General features: G+C 39.2%; 20 protein-coding genes and 9 tRNA genes. 24 read left to right on the plus strand and 5 right to left on the minus strand.

The annotated features are described in order from the left end of the window. Window positions 1-7: 7 nt before the first annotated feature. Together greA and J3U91_RS04000 are read right to left on the minus strand one after the other, a co-directional pair. Window positions 8-496 (minus strand): transcription elongation factor GreA, encoded by a 489-nt coding sequence (gene greA, locus J3U91_RS03995; RefSeq protein ID WP_002819112.1) that lies wholly within the window; start codon window positions 494-496, stop codon window positions 8-10. Window positions 497-579: 83 nt separating this feature from the next. Next, the gene (locus J3U91_RS04000) at window positions 580-3,222 is read right to left on the minus strand and encodes a YfhO family protein (RefSeq protein WP_002816984.1); all 2,643 of its coding nucleotides are present in this window, start codon (window positions 3,220-3,222) and stop codon (window positions 580-582) included. A gap of 57 nt (window positions 3,223-3,279) precedes the next feature. Here J3U91_RS04000 and J3U91_RS04005 point away from each other — a divergent pair, with 57 nt between their 5' ends. Together J3U91_RS04005 and J3U91_RS04010 are read left to right on the plus strand one after the other, a co-directional pair. After that, a complete protein-coding gene (locus tag J3U91_RS04005; RefSeq protein WP_002819110.1) occupies window positions 3,280-5,361 on the plus strand; it encodes a peptidoglycan D,D-transpeptidase FtsI family protein in 2,082 nt (693 codons plus the stop codon). Window positions 5,362-5,386: 25 nt separating this feature from the next. Next, the gene (locus J3U91_RS04010; RefSeq protein ID WP_002819109.1) at window positions 5,387-6,316 is read left to right on the plus strand and encodes an ADP-ribosylglycohydrolase family protein; all 930 of its coding nucleotides are present in this window, start codon (window positions 5,387-5,389) and stop codon (window positions 6,314-6,316) included. Window positions 6,317-6,347: 31 nt separating this feature from the next. Here the strand turns inward: J3U91_RS04010 and rnjA are convergent, their stop codons facing one another. Then, entirely contained in the window at window positions 6,348-8,069 is a 1,722-nt protein-coding gene (gene rnjA, locus J3U91_RS04015; protein ID WP_002819108.1) for a ribonuclease J1, read from the minus strand. A 110-nt stretch (window positions 8,070-8,179) separates the two neighbouring features. On the opposite strand from rnjA, the gene J3U91_RS04020 reads away from it, so the two are divergent. From J3U91_RS04020 to recN, 10 genes are read left to right on the plus strand one after another with little or no spacing between them, the layout of a single operon-like run. Further along, entirely contained in the window at window positions 8,180-8,776 is a 597-nt protein-coding gene (locus J3U91_RS04020; RefSeq protein WP_002819107.1) for an LOG family protein, read from the plus strand. A gap of 42 nt (window positions 8,777-8,818) precedes the next feature. Beyond that, a complete protein-coding gene (gene efp / locus J3U91_RS04025; RefSeq protein WP_002819105.1) occupies window positions 8,819-9,382 on the plus strand; it encodes an elongation factor P in 564 nt (187 codons plus the stop codon). Then, window positions 9,382-9,957, plus strand: coding sequence for an Asp23/Gls24 family envelope stress response protein (locus J3U91_RS04030; RefSeq protein ID WP_002819104.1), 576 nt, complete (start codon window positions 9,382-9,384; stop codon window positions 9,955-9,957). The genes efp and J3U91_RS04030 overlap by 1 nt, the downstream gene beginning before the upstream one ends. 4 nt (window positions 9,958-9,961) lie before the next feature. Beyond that, the gene (nusB, locus tag J3U91_RS04035; RefSeq protein ID WP_002816992.1) at window positions 9,962-10,354 is read left to right on the plus strand and encodes a transcription antitermination factor NusB; all 393 of its coding nucleotides are present in this window, start codon (window positions 9,962-9,964) and stop codon (window positions 10,352-10,354) included. 6 nt (window positions 10,355-10,360) lie between these two features. Further along, window positions 10,361-11,575 carry an exodeoxyribonuclease VII large subunit gene (gene xseA, locus J3U91_RS04040; RefSeq protein WP_002819102.1) on the plus strand — a complete coding sequence of 405 codons (1,215 nt, stop codon included), beginning with the start codon at window positions 10,361-10,363 and terminating at the stop codon, window positions 11,573-11,575. After that, entirely contained in the window at window positions 11,559-11,789 is a 231-nt protein-coding gene (xseB, locus tag J3U91_RS04045; RefSeq protein WP_002819101.1) for an exodeoxyribonuclease VII small subunit, read from the plus strand. Before xseA ends, xseB begins: the two co-directional genes overlap by 17 nt. Further along, a complete protein-coding gene (locus J3U91_RS04050; RefSeq protein WP_002819100.1) occupies window positions 11,779-12,606 on the plus strand; it encodes a polyprenyl synthetase family protein in 828 nt (275 codons plus the stop codon). Before xseB ends, J3U91_RS04050 begins: the two co-directional genes overlap by 11 nt. Continuing rightward, window positions 12,603-13,241 (plus strand): TlyA family RNA methyltransferase, encoded by a 639-nt coding sequence (locus J3U91_RS04055; protein WP_002819099.1) that lies wholly within the window; start codon window positions 12,603-12,605, stop codon window positions 13,239-13,241. The genes J3U91_RS04050 and J3U91_RS04055 overlap by 4 nt, the downstream gene beginning before the upstream one ends. 2 nt (window positions 13,242-13,243) lie before the next feature. Continuing rightward, the gene (locus J3U91_RS04060; protein WP_226489986.1) at window positions 13,244-13,417 is read left to right on the plus strand and encodes a hypothetical protein; all 174 of its coding nucleotides are present in this window, start codon (window positions 13,244-13,246) and stop codon (window positions 13,415-13,417) included. Between the two features lie 38 nt (window positions 13,418-13,455). Next, entirely contained in the window at window positions 13,456-15,111 is a 1,656-nt protein-coding gene (gene recN / locus J3U91_RS04065) for a DNA repair protein RecN (protein ID WP_002819097.1), read from the plus strand. A 15-nt stretch (window positions 15,112-15,126) separates the two neighbouring features. On the opposite strand, the gene J3U91_RS04070 is transcribed toward recN, so the two are convergent. Next, on the minus strand, window positions 15,127-15,441 hold the full coding sequence (locus J3U91_RS04070) for a hypothetical protein (protein WP_002816997.1): 315 nt from the start codon (window positions 15,439-15,441) through the stop codon (window positions 15,127-15,129). A 177-nt stretch (window positions 15,442-15,618) separates the two neighbouring features. On the opposite strand from J3U91_RS04070, the gene gmk reads away from it, so the two are divergent. Beyond that, window positions 15,619-16,230, plus strand: coding sequence for a guanylate kinase (gmk, locus tag J3U91_RS04075; RefSeq protein WP_002820308.1), 612 nt, complete (start codon window positions 15,619-15,621; stop codon window positions 16,228-16,230). 1 nt (window position 16,231) lies between these two features. Further along, window positions 16,232-16,555 (plus strand): DNA-directed RNA polymerase subunit omega, encoded by a 324-nt coding sequence (rpoZ, locus tag J3U91_RS04080; RefSeq protein WP_002816998.1) that lies wholly within the window; start codon window positions 16,232-16,234, stop codon window positions 16,553-16,555. An 18-nt stretch (window positions 16,556-16,573) separates the two neighbouring features. On the opposite strand, the gene J3U91_RS04085 is transcribed toward rpoZ, so the two are convergent. Beyond that, on the minus strand, window positions 16,574-17,200 hold the full coding sequence (locus J3U91_RS04085; RefSeq protein ID WP_002819095.1) for a VTT domain-containing protein: 627 nt from the start codon (window positions 17,198-17,200) through the stop codon (window positions 16,574-16,576). 59 nt (window positions 17,201-17,259) lie between these two features. On the opposite strand from J3U91_RS04085, the gene J3U91_RS04090 reads away from it, so the two are divergent. From J3U91_RS04090 to J3U91_RS04135, 10 genes are all read left to right on the plus strand, one after another. Next, complete coding sequence (locus J3U91_RS04090; RefSeq protein WP_002819093.1) at window positions 17,260-17,655, plus strand: CvfD/Ygs/GSP13 family RNA-binding post-transcriptional regulator; 396 nt, start codon at window positions 17,260-17,262, stop codon at window positions 17,653-17,655. 92 nt (window positions 17,656-17,747) lie between these two features. Then, window positions 17,748-17,820 (plus strand) — tRNA-Val (locus J3U91_RS04095). Between the two features lie 38 nt (window positions 17,821-17,858). Then, window positions 17,859-17,931 (plus strand) — tRNA-Thr (locus J3U91_RS04100). Window positions 17,932-17,951: 20 nt separating this feature from the next. After that, a tRNA-Gly gene (locus J3U91_RS04105) sits at window positions 17,952-18,023 on the plus strand. Between the two features lie 21 nt (window positions 18,024-18,044). Then, a tRNA-Leu gene (locus J3U91_RS04110) sits at window positions 18,045-18,128 on the plus strand. Window positions 18,129-18,194: 66 nt separating this feature from the next. Further along, window positions 18,195-18,268, plus strand: a tRNA-Arg gene (locus J3U91_RS04115). 64 nt (window positions 18,269-18,332) lie between these two features. Beyond that, a tRNA-Pro gene (locus J3U91_RS04120) sits at window positions 18,333-18,406 on the plus strand. A 21-nt stretch (window positions 18,407-18,427) separates the two neighbouring features. Next, window positions 18,428-18,501, plus strand: a tRNA-Met gene (locus J3U91_RS04125). 13 nt (window positions 18,502-18,514) lie between these two features. Beyond that, window positions 18,515-18,588 (plus strand) — tRNA-Ile (locus tag J3U91_RS04130). A gap of 19 nt (window positions 18,589-18,607) precedes the next feature. Beyond that, a tRNA-Ser gene (locus J3U91_RS04135) sits at window positions 18,608-18,697 on the plus strand.

Genomic DNA, 18,697 nt, shown 5'->3' on the forward strand with positions numbered 1-18,697 from the left:
GTTTTTGTTATTTAGCTTTACTTACATGAAGTATTTCAACTGTCACCGAATGATTTTCAGGAAGTGGAATTTCAACTTTATCGCCTGTTTTGTGGTCCAAAAGTGCTTTTCCCATTGGCGAGTCGTTTGATATTTTTCCTGATAGAGGATCGGATTCGGCTGAACCAACAATCGTATAGGTTTCTTCATCTCCATCCGGAACTTCTTTAAAAGAAATTTTCTTTCCAAGCGTGACGACGTTCTTTGAAGCACTGGATGCATCGATAACCTGGGCGAATTGAATCATTTGCTGAAGCTGTTTTACTCTGCCCTCGACAAATGCTTGTTCATCTTTAGCCGATTGGTATTCCGAATTTTCAGATAAATCTCCAAAAGAACGAGCTTCTTGTATTCTACTTGTAATTGCCGGGCGCTTATTTGTAATAAGATCATCAAGTTCTGCTTGAAGCTTGGCAAGACCTTCAGCGGTCATTGGATATGTTTTTTCTTCTGCCATATATATCCTGTATCCTTTCAAAATTTACAGCAAAACTAGCATAACACGTGTTAAGTAACTGTCAAGCACTATGTTTAAGTGACTTATTTCTTATTATTTTTCAGTATTTTTGAAATAGTGAAGAACTTTTTTCTTTTATTAATTTCGATTAGTGTTACTAGCAATATGCTTATCAATGTAATAGCCGAAGCGACTCCCAAGTAAGGTTCCTGATAATATATTTGAACTTTGTGCCTGCCTTGCTTGATTTTTGCGCCAATAAAATAATTGTCAATTGTTTTTACAGGAGTGTTTTTTCCATCTATTTTGATTTTCCAACCCGGTGCCGCCGGAATCGTTGTCATGAGAATCTTTTGATTCTTTTTAACGTCCACTTCACCGGTAAAACTGGTTTGATTGAATTTCAAGTTTTTTATTCCGGTTTTTTGAACCTTATTTGCTGATTTGGCAAGTTTTGAATCATTAATCGAATATAATTCCAAATCGTTTAGGAAAAGCTCGGAATAATTTAAATGAATCCCGATTGTTATTTGAAGGTTCTTATCGTGATTAGCAACGTTTAAGGCGACAACGTTCTCACGATTTGCATATTGTGGGATTGTTTCTCCATTAACCGTAATCCAGGTAGCATTATTTGCAAATGAGACCGGAAGTGTCAAATAGTAGGAACCATTTGTATTTGGTTTGAAACTGATGTTGATCACTGCATCTTGACCTGAATTAATTTTTTGAGCGGTTTGGCCATTAAGACTAATCAGAGTTTTTATATTTTCGGTACTGTAACTAAAGGGAACGTTGCTTTGGACCAAATTTTTTGTACCGGTTATTCCTTCCCAAAGCGAGTTGGAAGTAAGAATAGGATTTTCCGGAATGATTTTACTTTTTAAAACTTTGCTGGAAGTCGGAAAAATTATCGGCAGTGCATTTTTATTTTTAATCGTCATGACTTGGTTTCTACTTTGCAAAAGTCTGTAGTTGGTCAGATCTGGACGATAAGAGTTCGCCATTGCCTTAGGAGAACCGGCTGCATTGGATCCGCCATAGACTGGAGAAATAAAATATTTCATATCAAAAATTGCGTCTGTCAAAACTGTTCCAAATGAGTAGGAAGTATAGTAATCATTTGCCACTTGACCAAAGGCACCAAATAACTCTGGTGTTGTTTTATCGACGGTCGAGGAAAAATGCATACCTCCGTTGTATCCGGTGGCAAAAGCATCGCCCCGGGTTCTGGAAAATGTCTGACCAACTCGATAAAAACCTTTTTTTGATAAATCACTTGTTGATTGTTGTAATGCTTTTACGGTCCTTTGATATTCGCTGTTTGTTAAATAACTAAAGTTGTTTGTCGATATATAAGCATTTAGGGCTGAGCTCGTTAAACCAATCAGTAAAAGAAAGTAGGCCCAAACATCATGCTTCATATAACTACGAACCATGTAAACCAAAAGAGCCGAAACAGAAAGAAAGATGAACAAACGAACCTGCTGAGAATTTACGAAATTTATTTTCTTGTTGAAGAAGACCGCGACGCTGCTGATTACAGCTATTAAGAGCAGACTTAGGACGAAACTGGGAAAATTTGCATGTTTGCTTTTTTCAAGGCCGATGGCTGCCAGTAGAAGAATAAAAAAACTAAAAATGAAACTATAGCGATATGGATACCAAACCGGATATTGCATCATATGGAATAAAATATTTAGCGGTTGCCAAACAAAACTCAAGCTGTATAAAGCGATGATTAGTCCACTGATAATTTTCGTGGATATTTTTTCTTGTTTGATTGAAAAATAGGTGATTAAACCAATAATTATTATGAAAGGTACAAAGATATTGGCAAGTCCTGTTTTCATCTGACTGAAGTTGAATGATCCGGGAATTAATTTCAAAATTACCAAATAAGGTTTTTGAATGAAACCCCAATCTATGCTTGCAATCGTATCCTGGCCTTTTCCCTGTATGAGTTGAAAAGCAGTCGGAATCAAAACGACCGAAGAAATTAAAACCGATAGCAGCATCGATGACAAAAATCGAAGAAATATTAACGATTGGTTTAGAAATTTTGAATAATATCGGCTAATCTGCCAAATAGCAAACATTGGTAAAAAGATACCGATCATGTAGGCAATATAAAAATTATCGATAATTGAAAAAGCGAAGATTAAAACAAAAGGCAAATATTTTTGCTCGTTAATTAATTTGATCGCAGCATAAATGATTAACGGTAACAAGATTATTTGGTCCTGCCACAACAGATTTACCTGATTAGCGACAAACCAGCCCGACAGAGCATAAGAACTGGATATAAGTAAACCCATTTCTTTGCCGGTAAAATTTCTTCTTACCAGCAAATATTGCATAGAAAGCCCGGCAAGGCCGAAACGAACAACTGTCAAAAATAATATTCCGCTCGGAAGATTGGCTTGATTAAAAAAAAGCAGTAAGAGATTTAGTGGACTAAAAAGATAATAGGACCACTCGGAAAACATTTCACCACCAAAATTTTTTGCAAAACTGTAAAAAAGCTGATTCGGCTGATGCAAAATTGTTTCGCGCATACCGGAGAACATATCTACGTATTGTTGACCCAGATCGACTGTTAGAATCGAACTATTGCCGAAAGGAGCCATTTTTCGATAATAAAAGTAAAAAAGCATTATTAATGCCGGCAGAGCAAAACTGAGGAAATAGTGATTTAAGATAATTTTTCGAATTTTTTCAAGCATTGACTATAACTTATCTTACGATGATACATACGATGATACAATAAAACTGCTACTTATTTGGAACTTAAAAAAGTGATTAAAAAACCAAAATTAGAAAATTTCAATAAAAAAGATTCTCATTCGGATAAAAACAATAACTCGACTATTCCCGTTCGTTTGAACGTTTTGCTTGGCTTAAGCGGCTTTCTGCTTTTGCTTTTGATTATCAAATTAGGAATGCTGACAATCATTTCCGGGAAGAGTTACTCGACGATCGTTAACCAAACCGAAGCTACTGTCGAGACGACAGAGGCTCCTCGAGGGGTTATTTACGATTCTACCGGAAAAGTGTTGGCAGGAAACAAGTCGATTCCTTCAATCAGTTTTGAGCGTTTGCCGTCGATCACTAGTGCCGAGATTTATAAAAGCGCGACGCGTCTTTCAAAGTATTTAACGATCGATACCAGTGCTTTAACCGAAACGCAGGAAATCGACTATTATTTGACCAGCTCCAAGCACAGTAAAGAAACTATTAAAAAATTGGGACTTTCCAACAGCGCAGTGAACAAACTGACCAGTTCCGCTTTATATAAGCTTGAGGTCAAATATTTAAAGAAAAACAAATTAGAATTAAGCAGTTCGCAAAAAAATGCTGCTGCTATCTACAATAAGATGGCTCAGACAACGAGTTTATCTACGACTACTCTTAAATCGACGGGTGTAACAACCAAAGAAATTTCTGAAATCGGCGAACGCCTGAGTCAATTTTCCGGTATCAGGATTAATCAAGGATGGACGAGATATTATCCGCAAGGAAGTAGTTCCAAGACTTTGCTTGGATCATTATCTGGTTCGTCAAGTGGGCTTCCGGCCAGCAGTTTAAGCACATATCTTGCTGAAGGCTATTCAAGAACCGACAGTGTCGGTATTTCCGGAATTGAAAAGGAGTATGAACAGACTCTTCGTGGAATTAGCAAAAAAACTCAGATTACAACCAATTCTCAAAATAAAATTGTTAGCAGCAAAGTAACACAATCGGGTACGGCAGGAAAAAATCTGCAGTTGACGATTAACTCCAAATTCCAAAGCGATGTTTCTGCAGCACTCAAGAAATACATGGGCACTGATTTGACGACCGGTGGCTATGCCGCTGTTATGAATCCGAAAACCGGTGGGGTTTATGCAATGGCCGGTTGGGATCGGAACGTTAAGACTGGTAAGCTGACCCAAAATGATCTGGCAGCAATTCAGGATCCGATTGTTATGGGTTCTGCTGTCAAACCGGCGATGGTGTCGATGGCTTTGCAGGCTGGTGTCATTACTCCGACCAGTTCCACTCAGGATGATCAGATCATCAAGCTGGCCGGTACAGCCGAGAAACACTCCGACTTTAATCCGACTGGCGTTAAAATTCCTCTGACTGCCGAACAAGCCCTCGAAGATTCTTCCAATACTTATATGATCCAGCTGGCTTTAAAAATGAACGGCACGCCATATGTATCGGGGATGAGCCTAAACGTTAGTTCGAATATATGGCAGAAAATGCGTAATGGCTTTGGCGAATTCGGACTCGGCAGTAGAACTGGAATTGACCTTCCAGGCGAAACAGCGGGCTATAAAGGATCGATTACCGGATCCTTGGCCAGCTCATTCATCGATGAAGCTTTTGGCCAATACGATACCTATTCGGTTATTCAAATGGCTCGCTTTGTAAGTACTATTGCCAATGGAGGATATTTGGTACAGCCGAAGGTCGTTGCTTCTGTCTTGAAATCGGGCAAGAACGGAGTTAGATCGTCGGTCGCCAGTGAAGTGAGTCCGACGATTCAAGGCTATGTAAAAATGAACAGCGCACAATGGAATGTTATTAAAACCGGAATGTGGGATGTTGCCAACGGAAGCAGTCAATATAATACCGGTGGTACTCTGATTCACGAACTAAGTCCTAAAGTAGCCGCGAAAACCGGAACTGCTGAATCCTTTGTCGATGGTCAGCAGACTCAGAACGATACCTTGATTATGTATTCCCCATATGCTCCATTCGCAATTGCGATTGCCTATGTTGGAGATAAAGTAGATAGTTTCGGAGCCGTTGAAAAAGCTGCTGCTGCTATCTATAATGCTTTCTGGAAAGATGTAATGCCTAAACCTAATGACTAAAAGATTATCGACAATCGGGAGGTTGTTGTACGGAATTGCTATTGGAGATGCGCTTGGTAATTTAAGCAAACGCAACACAAAATGGGCTTTAAGAGAAAACAACGATCTTGATGAGGCTGACTTTGAATTTCTTTGGACACCAACAACTGGATTGACTTTTGCGATAGTTCGTGCAATTTCGCTTGGATATTCGCGAGCGAACGTAATGCATAATTTTGCCGAATGGTGGCGAAATGGCCAATTTTCGATGACCGATGATATTCAAACGGATCGTTTTGAAACGGAAATTCAGTCAATCATTAATTTTGAATTAACTCGCGATCTCGATTTAATTGGTTCGACCGATCCTGTCGAGAATGATGAAAATGTTTTGATAAGAGCTATGCCAATCGCTTTTTATGAAACTTCCAGAATTGGTTCGGCCTTTATCAATGACGAAAAATCAATGGGTAGAATTCATGATATGGTTTCTTTGACCCATAACTATCCTTCGGCAATGATGTCTTCTGGAATGGTCTCCTTTTTAATATCCCAAATACTTGGTAGGGAATCGCTTCATCACGCGCTCGAAAATTCAATTGCGATAACTTATGAGTATTATTCACGGCGTTCCATTTTTCAACCTGATTTAATTAGTTTTGCACCAATGAATATGCCCGATATGTCCGATTTAAGGGCCGATCAGCTAACTCATGATGGAAATTCTATTCATACTCTGGAAAACGTTTATTGGGTCCTTTTTTCAACTGATAACCTAAATGATGCCTTGAGACTAACTATTAAATCTTTTTCCAGACAGCGACAAACCATTTTGGCTTTCATTTATGGAATATACGGATTAATTGACCGCGGTAATCTTGATGAGCGCTTAATTGAACAGATTGATAAAAAGGCGGAAATGAATTCAATTTTGCGACTTGCCAATCGTTCAAATCGTTTTCATACAGAAACATAAAAAAACAGTTCTTAAAGTTAAGAACTGTTTTTTAATTAGATTTAACTTGAATCAATACCGGTATAACGATTGGTTTACGGGCCGTTTTCTTGTAAAGATAGTGGCTTAATTCATCGATTACCGCTTGCCTGATCGACCCTTCGTCGGCGTTGGACGACATCATCGCTTTTCTAATTGTTCCAAAGGCAACTCGACGGCCATCGTTGATTAGATCAACGGATTCCCGCATATATACAAATCCTCGGCTAAGAAGGTCCGGCCCGGAAAGAATCTCTTTGGTCTGCATATTGATTGTTGCTGTGACAATTACCAAGCCGTCTTGAGAAAGTTTTTGTCTTTCATGAAGAACTGCATTCCCAACGTCTCCGATTCCACCACCGTCGACATAAATATCTTCCGATGAGAAATGACCGGCTGGATGAGCATGTTCGCCATCCAAGGCCAGAACGTCACCGTTATCCATAATGAAAATGTGGTCGCTGGGAACACCGGTCGATTGGGCCAAGCCACTATGAATCTTTAACATTCGATATTCTCCGTGAATCGGCATGAAGAATTTTGGCTTCATCAGTTCGAGCATAATTTTTTGTTCTTCTTGTCCACCATGACCGGAAGTATGAATATTGTTTAGTGGACCATAAATAACATTTGCACCGCCTTCTTCAAGTTCGTTGATTACTTTATTAACCGAAGCAGTATTCCCGGGAATTGGATTTGAAGAGAAAACGACTGTGTCATTCGGTTGCAACTTTATTTGTTTATGGGTCCCGTTGGCAATTCTAGCCAAAGCGGCCATTGGCTCGCCTTGAGAACCCGTTGAAAGGATCAGGGTTTCATCGGGTGGAGTATTTTTTAGATCACTGGGTTCTAGCAAGAATTCATCGGAAATATTCAAATAACCCAAATCACGGCCATTATTGACAGCTGTTTCCATTGATCGACCAAAGACAGCGATTTTGCGTCCGTGTCTGACAGCTGAATCCATTGCCATCTTGACACGGCTTAGATTGGAAGCGAAAGTCGCAAATATAATTCTGCCTTTCGTGATCCGATCGAAGATTCTTTCTATCGATTTTTGAACCCAAGCTTCGGACTTCGTAAATTCCGGCCGTTCGGCGTTAGTCGAATCGGACATTAACAGCAGAACGCCTTCTCGGCCGATTTTTGCCATTTTCAACATATCAGGATACTGGTTGGTAACCGGAGTCAGATCAAATTTAAAATCACCGGTTTCGACAATAGTTCCTTTAGGCGTATGAACAGCAACACCAACTGTATCGGGGATCGAGTGGGTCGTTTGAAAGAATTCTACCGATAGCTTGCCAAAATCCAAAAAAGAATCTGGCTTTATTTCGTGGAGTTCGGTTTTCTTTAATAAGTTGTGTTCTTCGAGTTTTCCTTTAATTAAAGCCAGCGCAAACGGTGGGGCATAGACAGGCACGTTAACGGCCCGCAAAAAGTAGGAAATTGCACCAATATGATCTTCGTGTCCATGGGTAATCACCAAGGCCTTAACCTTTTCAATGTTTTGAACTAAATAGGTATAATCGGGAATCACATAATCAACTCCCAACAGATCATCTTCGGGAAACATGATACCGGCATCAATTACGACAATTTCGTCTTGGTACTGGATAGCATAGGTATTTTTCCCGATTTCGCCCAAGCCTCCGAGGGCCATCACTCCAACTTCATTATTCTCAAGTTTAACTTCATGCGCAAAAGTATTTACGCTTTGTTCCTTTTCTGACATTTACAAATTCCTTTTTATCAAAAATATTTTGTCACGAATAGTCCAAAAAATGAACTAGTAGGTATCAACCAGTATAGCAAAAAAAAGTTTCATCGGGTTAACATAAAATCATGACAAGCAGTGGACAAATTAAATCGGTCGGCGTTTTTATGGGAGCAGAATTCGGAAACGAAAAAATGTTCTCCAACAAAGCTACCGAGTTGGGAAAATATTTAGCCGAAAATAATTATCGTTTGGTGTACGGAGGCGGCAAAGATGGCTTGATGGGAATTGTCGCAATGTCGGTTATGGAAAACGGCGGCCGCGTATTGGGAATTACCCCCTCGAATCTGGCTGAGACTTCGATCGATGCCGACCAAATAACCGAATTAGTTCAAACTCCCGATATGAATACCCGCAAACAGTTAATGATTGATCAGTCCGATGCTTTCATTGCACTGCCGGGCGGATTTGGTACCTTGGAAGAAATTGCCCAGACAATTAGTTGGGCGAAAATCGATCTCCATGAAAAGCCTCTGGCTTTGTTTAACATTAACGGTTTCTACGATACGTTGTGGCAATGGATAGAGGAGGCCGTCAGTAAGGATTTTGTTCCGCCTTTTGATATGAAATATGTTTACCGCGGGCGAAGTATTGACGATATTTTTGAATATTTTGATAATTTCGAGTTTCCTTCCGAGTTTCAAAATCCTGCCAATTTTGTCTAAGCAATGATAAAATATTACAGTTAAGTAGAAAGTGAGAAAAATATGGCTATTGATACATCGAATTTTAAAAACGGTTTAACCATTGAATATAACAAAGCAATCTGGCGCATACTGTCTTTTCAGCACGTCAAGCCTGGTAAAGGCGGCGCTTTTGTTCGTTCCAAGCTGAAAAACTTGCGAACCGGCGCTGTTAACGAAATCACTTTCCGTGCCGGCGAGCGTATGGAAGCAGCTGATATCACTACTCGCCCGATGCAATATTTATACGCGAATGGTGACAGTTATGTATTCATGGATGTTGAGACCTATGATCAAGTCGAAATACCTGGAGATAAAATTAAAGACTCTTTGAAGTTTCTGCTGGAAAATATGCAGGTTAAAGTTACTTCGTACAAGGATGAAATTTTAGATGTCGAGCTGCCTGCTACTGTTGAATTGTCGGTTACCGATACTCAGCCCTCGATCAAAGGCGCAACTGTTAACGGTGGAGGCAAACCAGCGACAATGGAGACGGGACTGGTTATTACTGTTCCGGATTTTGTCAATGCCGGCGATAAATTGGTTGTCAATACTTCTGACGGTGGCTCGTATAAGGAGCGTGCTTAATGACAAAAGCTCAGGAAGCAAAATATTTTGTTTTAGGTGGCAGTAAATTAGATGGCGAAACAAAGATATCTTCCTCGACTCTGGAAACCATCGCCTCGATTGCTGCTAAAGAAATTGATGGCGTGATCGGTTTACAGGCTCAGACCAGAGAACGTTTTTCCGGATTTTTCTTTACAAAAAAATATAAACAGACCAAGGGTGTGGTTGTGAAACAAGATGAAGATGGAAATCTTTTGTTTACTGTTTACGCAATATTCACTTATGGTGTTAATATTCCTAAAACTGCTTTGGCGATTCAGAACTCCGTTAAGTCGGCTATTTCGGCGGCGACTGATTTGACTGTTTCCGATGTCGATGTGGTTGTTTCGAGCTTGATACACGATAAAGATGTGAAACCGGAAATTGATCCAAATAATTTATTCGAAGAAAAGAAAGATCAAGCAAAAAGTAAAACAACTGTTAAAAAACAACCGGCTGCTAAAAAAAGGACGAGTTCCCGTAAGAGCAGCAGAACTTCCACTGCAAAGAGCAGCAAAAAAACAGATCCTAAGAAAAATACACTGAAAGATAATTAAAATTTTGAGTTTATCACGTCAACAAATTAGAGAATTAAGTTTCCAAGCGATTTTTGCTTTGGAAATAAATTCGGATCAAGACAAGGCTTTACTTAAAAAAGTCTTGTTTAAGCAAAATACTATTGACGACTATTTTAACGAATTGGTTGATGGTGTTTTTGCAGTACATAAAGAGTTAGAGGAAAAATACAAACCTTATCTAAAGGATAATTGGTCACTTGAACGTATTTCGAAAACTGCCGATATTGCTATGCAGATTGGTCTTTTTGAATTAACAAGCCGGATTGATATTCCAAAAAAAGTTTCTTTGGATCAGGCCACCGAATTGGCAAAAAATTTTGGTGATGAGAGTGATGGGAAATTTGTTAATGGAGTTTTGGCACATTTCGTTTCTTAATTGACTATGGACGAAGTAGAAAGCAATTTTTTAACTGTTGGAACCCTAAACCGCTATTTGTCGGCTAAATTTGTACATGATCCTTATTTAAAACAGGTTTCACTGACTGGCGAAATTTTTGGTTACAAAATTTCCAGCGGCTCGGCATATTTCGAGCTTCGAGACGAAGATGAATCCTCGATTCGCGCTTATGTTTCACCAACTATTCTCCGCGGTTTTCCTTTTGATTTCAAATCCGGAGATAAAGTTAATTTGGTTGCCGACGTTCGTCTTTATGGCAAACGAGCTTACGCTTCGCTTTTTATTTTTTCAATGCAGCCGGCTGGCCTTGGCGAACTGTATTTAAAACTGGCAGAACTTAAAAATAAATTAACAAAAGAGGGCATTTTCAACAGGCCGACAAAGGAGCTGAATTATTTTCCAAAAAAAATAGCCGTTATTACCTCTAAAACAGGAGCGGTTATTCATGATATCAGTTCGACTATCGGTCATCGTAATCCTAATTTAAAAATCGAATTATTCGAATCCTCGGTTCAGGGAGATAGTGCCGTTAAAGAACTTGTTTCCGCAGTTAAAAAAGCTGATCAATCCGATGCAGATGCAATTATTATTGCTCGCGGTGGTGGTTCAATGCTTGATCTATGGCCCTTTAATGACGAGCAGTTGGTTCGTTTGCTTTCCAGCTTGTCTAAACCGGTTATTAGTTCGATTGGTCATGAAACTGATGTTACTTTAACTGATTTGGCAGCTGATTATCGAGTCGAAACGCCCACAGCGGCAGCTAATAAAGTAACACCGGCAATATTGGATTATCGAAATAATCTTGACCAATTGACGGCTTTAATGTCGGTTGATATCAAACAATTATTGCAAAAAAACCTGAATCGTTTTGAATATTTGGCAAATTCACCGGCTTTGAAATCATTTGATCAGGTTTTTTTTAATCACGAACAAAAACTTCAAAATTTAAATTTACGACTTGCTAATTCTTTTGCTGGAGAGTTTCAAAAAAACATACAACAATTTGCTAATTTAACTGCCAAACTTGATGCCTTAAGTCCGTTGAAAGTTCTTGATCGTGGTTTTTCATTGACTTTCAAAGGGGATCGGCTAATTAAAAATGCTCAGCAGTTAAAAGAAAAAGATCATATTAAGATACTATTTGCAAAGGGATCCGCATTGGCAGAGATCAAGGAGATTAGTGATGACAGAAGAATTTGATTTTGAGAAAAATATGAAGGATTTAAAACAAATCGTCTCTAAATTGGAGAATGGCGACCTTCCAATCGACGAAGCACTGAAGAATTTTGAACAAGGTGTAAAAATTTCTTCATCATTAAAAAAATATCTTGATGATGCTCAAAAGAAAATTGACGAAAATCTGAGTCAACTGAATTTGGATTCGCAGAGAAAGGGTGACCAGGATGAAGTTTAAAGATTTTTCAAATCGTTACCTTCCGGAAATTAATAATGATTTAAGTAATTATTTTGCTGATCGTGATGATGATATTTTCAGGATGATTACGTACGCTTTGAATTCAACCGGCAAACGTTTACGGCCACTTTTAACCTTGGCAACTTTTGCAGCTGCTGGAAATGTAATTAATGACAGCACAATTGAGGCGGCGACGGCTGTTGAGTTTGTGCATGCCTATTCATTGGTTCATGATGATTTACCGGAAATGGATGACGATACCAAACGTCGCAATCAGTCCAGCACTTGGAAAAAATTTGGGGTTGGGAATGCTGTTTTGGTTGGGGATGGCTTACTGACAGAGGCTTTTAAAAAAATATCCAATCTTTCATTACCCGAGTCTATTCGTCTAAGATTAATATATAATCTCGCTTTGGCAGCTGGACCTGATAACATGGTTCGCGGACAGCAATATGATTTATTTTCTCAGGATAAAGTTGAATCGATCGATGATTTGGAATTTATCCACTTAATGAAAACCGGTGCTTTAATGACTTATGCGGCAACTGCTGGTGGTATTTTAGCCGGATTGTCGGATGATAAACTGCGTGCTTTAAATATTTATGGTGCAAATCTTGGAATTGCTTTTCAAATAAAAGATGATTTGAGAGATATAAAACAGGATGAGGAAGAAAACAAAAAAAGTTTTCCAAGACTTATTGGTGTTCAGAAAAGTCAGACGGAATTGGAAGAACATTTAAAAATTTCTGCTAACGCAATTAAAGAAATTCCGGATTTTCAAAATACAGTTTTACTTGATTTATTGGATAGAATATGAATAATTTTCCCATCCGTTTAGATCAATATTTGGTTGAAAAGGGCCTTTTTAAAAGTCGTACTCAGGCTCAACGGGCGATTAAGAAGGGCGTTGTAGCAGATACAAGCAATAAAATTTTCAACAAATCCAGTTTCGCTGTAGAAAGGGAGACACTTTTTCATTTAACCGAACCAGTTAGTGATTTTGCCTCGCGAGGTGCTTTGAAGCTGGAAAAGGCAGTCGAGTATTTTCATTTTGATTTGAATAAACAAATCGTAATTGACATTGGCGCTTCGACCAGTGGCTTCACTGACCTTTCTTTACGCAAAGGAGCCAAATTTGTTTATGCTGTCGATGTCGGCCACGATCAATTAATCGGGCGTTTGCGACAGGATGATCGGGTAAAGAATATGGAAGGATACAACTTTCGTTATGCCAAGGTAGCTGATTTTTTAAATCCTTTGTCGACACGCGCCGTGATCGATGTTTCTTTTATTTCACTGAAAATGATTTTACCTTCTTTATATCCGATTTTGTCTGAAGAGAGTGAAGTAGTAGCTTTATTCAAACCACAATTTGAAGTTGGCAAGTTAAACGTTGAAAAAAAAGAATTGTTAAGAAGACAACTTCTGTTTTTGCAGCTTTTGAAAAATTGAAATTGCTTATTGATGATTTGGGTTTTACTTTGGCAGGCTTCACTGATTCACCGATTAAAGGCGGTGATGGTAATCATGAATTTTTGCTTTACCTAAAAAAGGGCACGCATAAGTTTGATTCAGGCTTATTGCCTGATTCGATTAAAGATTTTATTTTTAATAGTTATCAGAAGTAGATTACAGAAAGCCAAGAAATTTCGTACAATTCATACAGATGCTAAATAATTTATCAATTAAAAACTTCGCCATAATTAATGACGCTCAAATTGATTTTGACAAGGGCTTAACCGTTATGACCGGTGAGACGGGAGCTGGAAAATCGATTATTATTGATGCTCTGAGCTTATTGGTAGGAGAACGTTCTTACAGTTCAATGATCCGTAAAGGAGAAAAGAAAGCCGTTATTCAGGGCGTCTTTGATTATCCAAAAAAAAGTTTGGAAGATTTTGGAATCGAAAAAGACCGGCAGTTGGTGATTCGTCGGGAAATTAATCGAACCGGTCGTAATTTGATTTCCGCAAATGGAATTATCCTCACGCTCAAACAGTTGACTCAGATCGGTAGCCGGCTTGTAAAAATATCTGCACAATTCGATAATCAGGAACTACTTGATAATCACCTGCAGGCTGGTCTGGTCGACAGTTTCGCCAATCATGATTTCCAAGATCTTCTTGATGATTATCAAAGTAAATTTGATGATTATTCCAGGTTAAAAAATATTCTTATCAAAAAACAAAAAGACGAAAAAGATCGACAAAACCGACTTGATTTTCTTCAATTTGAAGTTAAAGAATTATCGGATTTAAATCTCCAACCACACGAACTCGACCAGCTGGTTGAAGAAGATAAAAAAATTAAAAACTTTGAGAAAATATATCAATTATTAAATTCAGCTATCAATGATCTTGATAATCCACAGAATGTTAATGCCTTGACTTTATTGGATGAAGCGAATGATAATCTAAAAAAATTGAGTGAAATCGATAATAATTATTCGTCAGCTGCTTCGACAATCGAATCAAGTTATCTCAATTTACAGGAATTGGCCCGTGATCTAAGAAATAATCTCGACGATTTGAGTTTTGATGATCAGGAAGCCGAAAAAGTTACCGACAGAATTACCGAACTCAAGGCAGCAGAAAGAAAATATCATCGAACGAATGATGATTTAATCCTTTATTTCCAAAATATTCAAAAGGAGATTAAAGATTTAAGCAATTATGATCGGGAACGTCAGACGCAACGCACGAGGTTTGAAAGCCTTCGCAAGGAATTAATTGCTTTGGCAGAACAATTGCATCAAATTCGTCTGCAGACAGCGGAACGGCTTGAAAAAGAAATTCACGGAAATCTATCAGACCTACTTTTAGGCGAGGCCGTATTTGAAATTCATATTAATCAGACTAAAAAATTGTTTGCAAGCGGTTTTGATGAAGTTGATTTTTGGATTCAAACCAATCCCGGTGAAGCGAGCTTGCCTTTAAACCAGATTGCATCCGGCGGTGAGATCTCACGAATTCTTTTAGCACTCACAAATGTCTTCTCCAAGGCTATGTCGATTCCAACAATTATTTTTGATGAAGTTGATACGGGTGTTTCCGGACGAGCGGCCGTCGCGGTTGCCAAAAAAATGAGGACAATTTCTACCAATTGCCAGGTTATTTCTATTTCGCATCTTCCTCAGGTTGCTTCGGCAGCCGATCATCAGCTTCAAATCGAAAAAGCAGTTGAAAAGGGTCGAACAAGTACGAAAATTGCACAACTGAGTCATGAAGAAAGGATACTTGCAATTGCGAATATGCTCTCCGGGGAACGAATTACCGATCAGGCAAAAGCAAACGCAAAGCAGTTATTGGAACAAAAAAAATAAGCAATTAACGCTTATTTAAATTAATTTTAGAAAACGTATTTCTGTTGGATTAATCTTTTTAAGATCGTTATTGGTTTGGATTAGAAGAGATCCCTTGTTGCTTTGTAGCAATTTTCCCGTGAAATTAGCAACTTTATCTGAATTGATCTCGCAATTTATCTGCAGTTTAACCGGTTTGTCAAAACTTAAGGCTAAATTCAAGCGATCAATAATCGTTTCCGCATCCAACTGTTCCTTCTTTTCAATCGGTAAAGCTGTCTTAATGTTAATCAGGATTTTTTTAAAAGACTTAACACGATGTATTTGATTGTTTACGATTGCGTTTTGCATTTTTTATTCTCTCAACACCATTTAATATACGAACGCTTGTTCGAAATAGCAAACAGTTTTACGAACGGAAAGTGACTTTCTGACATTTGTAATATGCAAGAAGAGATAAAAATCCTTTTAAAATGATATTTAAGAATTGGTAAATTTAAGACCTTTTGTAGTGTTAAACTAGTTGGCATGAATGAACGAGGAATGTTGTTTTTGCTTTCCGGACCATCCGGTGTTGGCAAGGGGACGGTTAGAAAAGCTTTATTTAAAAGAAATCCGCATGAGTTGCTTTATTCAATTTCGGCAACTACTAGAGAAGCACGCAGGAACGAGGTTGATGGTAAAGATTATTTCTTTGTCAGCAAACAAAAATTCGAGCAGATGATTAATGAGGGGCAAATGCTTGAATACGCCCAATACGTCGATCAATATTATGGTACGCCCAAGACATGGATAGACGAGCAGCGCCAGCAGGGTAACGATGTTTTCATGGAAATCGAGGTTAATGGTGCAATGCAGGTTCGTGCCAAAGTTCCTGATGCCATTTTGATCTTCCTCCTGCCACCTGATTTAATGCAATTAAGGAATCGCTTGGAACTCCGCGGAACAGAGTCCGATAAGGTTATCGATGAACGCTTAAAAACAGCTCGTCAAGAGATTTTAATGATGACCAACTATGATTATGCGGTTGTAAATGATAAAGTGGATAAGGCAGTTAAAAAGGTTCAGACAATTATCGGAGCCGAAAGATTAAAAGCTAAGCGTCTGGCTAACAGCTATATAAAAATATTGGAGGGTTAAGATGAGCCTAATGTATCCGTCAGTCGACGAATTATTAAATAAAGTCGATTCTCGTTATAAATTAATCGCTTTGGCATCGAAACGTGCTAAAGAATTAGAAGAATTACCACGTTTGAAAGATGAATTATTAAAATTAAAACGTGAAGAAAAACCAACTGATCGCGACAAGAAACAAATTCAAGAAATTGCCGCTCAATTGGAAACTTTAGTCGGTCCCACTTTGGATAATTATAAGTCGGTTAAGCCTATCGGAAGAGCTTTAGAAGAAATTAACGCCGGTAACGTTCAGATTGATCCGGTTAATAAAGATAAAAGCGAAGATTAATTCTTCGCTTTTTTTGTTTTATGGGTTTTTAAAAAAAGCGATTAAAGCCGGCAAAAATGTCACAACAATAATTGCCAGAATAATCAGTGTAAAGTGCTCGTGAACGAAGGTAATATTGCCAAAAAAGAATCCGCACCAGACGGCTATTGTTGACCAGGAAAAAGTTCCAATTAAGGAATATTTGAGAAAGCGCGAATATGGAAAACCGGATCCAGCAGCAACGAAGGGAGCGAAAGTTCTAATGATCGGCATGTAGCGGGCTAGGATGATAGCGGCCGCACCATGTTTTTCGTAAAATTTTTCGGTTTCCCTGATTTGTTCCGGTTTGATAAAATGACCGATTCTTGTATTTAATAATTTTTTCCCAACTGTTTGGCCGATGAAATAATTCATAGAATCGCCAATTAACGAAATAAGGAAAAAACCGACCCATAGAGCCCAAACATTCAAGATGTTGTCATTGTTCGCCGACAACGCTCCGGCGGCGAACAGGAGCGAATCTCCGGGCAAAAAAGGCAGCACAACCGCACCGGTCTCTATCAAAACAATAAAAAAAATGAAAACATAACTCCAGATGCCAAAAGTATTAACAAAATTAGCCAAATGAGTGTCGATGTGAAGGAAAAAGTCGATTAGAAATTGCATACCGATTAAGTATATCAGTCGTTTACGATAGCTGATCTAAAAACACATATAATGGAAATATGGACTATAAAATTGGCCAAAGAGTAACTGGAACTGTTTCCGGAATTCAAAATTACGGTGTTTTTGTGCAACTTGATTCGAAGACACAGGGTTTGGTTCATATTTCGGAATGCAAAAACGGTCGGATTGATAATTTACCGGAAGAATTTCATATAGGGCAGCCGGTCGAGGCAATTATCCTTGATATCGACAACTATAGTAAAAAAATTAGTTTGAGTTTTCGTCAATTATCGATTCCAAAAGTTCATGCAAATCCAAAACCTGGAGAAAATCGTAATATTTACAAGCATTTTTGGACAGCGACAAGGGTAAAGGCCGGTTTTAAGCCAATCGCAGAGACAATCGAGGCTAGCAAAAGCGAAGCTTTAGGCCGAATTCGGGGAAATAAAAAATAATTTTGAGTTTTTTTCGCAAAAGTTGTTGACGTTTGTTGGAATATTATGTACTATATTTTAGTCGCGTGTTGTTCAAAGCGATTTCGAAAAATGGACGCTTAGCTCAGCTGGGAGAGCATCTGCCTTACAAGCAGGAGGTCACAGGTTCGATCCCTGTAGCGTCCATTGGGAATGAGAAATCATTTCCAAGAAACAATTTCGTCGCCGACTTAGCTCAGTTGGCAGAGCACCGCTCTTGTAAAGCGGGGGTCGGAGGTTCGAACCCTCTAGTCGGCAGAGGGCTTCCTCAAAAATATGCGAACGTAGTTCAGTGGTAGAACATCACCTTGCCATGGTGGGGGTCACGGGTTCGAGTCCCGCCGTTCGCTTTGCCACTTATCGTGGCTGCTGCCGGCGTGGCGGAATAGGCAGACGCACAGGACTTAAAATCCTGCGGTAGTGATACCGTCCCGGTTCGATCCCGGGCGCCGGCATGTTTGTTTAAAAGCAAACAGCCAACTGATCCACGTTGTGTAAACATGGTAAGTTAGCAGTAATTTGCACCATTAGCGCAATTGGATAGAGCGTCTGACTACGAATCAGGAGGTTGTAGGTTCGACTCCTACATGGTGCATGGGTCAAGTAATTGACCGTCTGAGTACTAACAAGTGATTGTTTGTGTACTGAGTAGTTTGACTCGGGACATAGCTCAGTTTGGTAGAGCACCTGGTTTGGGACCAGGGGGTCGCTGGTTCGAATCCAGTTGTCCCGATTGGGCACTTGCTCAATCGATCGCGGTGTAGCTCAGCTGGCTAGAGCGTCCGGTTCATACCCGGGAGGTCGAGGGTTCGATTCCCCCCGCCGCGATTGGCCCGAATTAGGACCTTTAGCTCAGTTGGTTAGAGCAAGCGGCTCATAACCGCTCGGTCGCTGGTTCGAGTCCAGCAAGGTCCATTTGGCCCATTGAGTTTCTGGAGAATTACCCAAGTCTGGCTGAAGGGAACGGTCTTGAAAACCGTCAGGTCGGGAAACCGGCGCAGAGGTTCAAATCCTCTATTCTCCA

The organism is Oenococcus oeni (assembly GCF_020510245.1).
Lineage (GTDB): Bacteria > Bacillota > Bacilli > Lactobacillales > Lactobacillaceae > Oenococcus > Oenococcus oeni.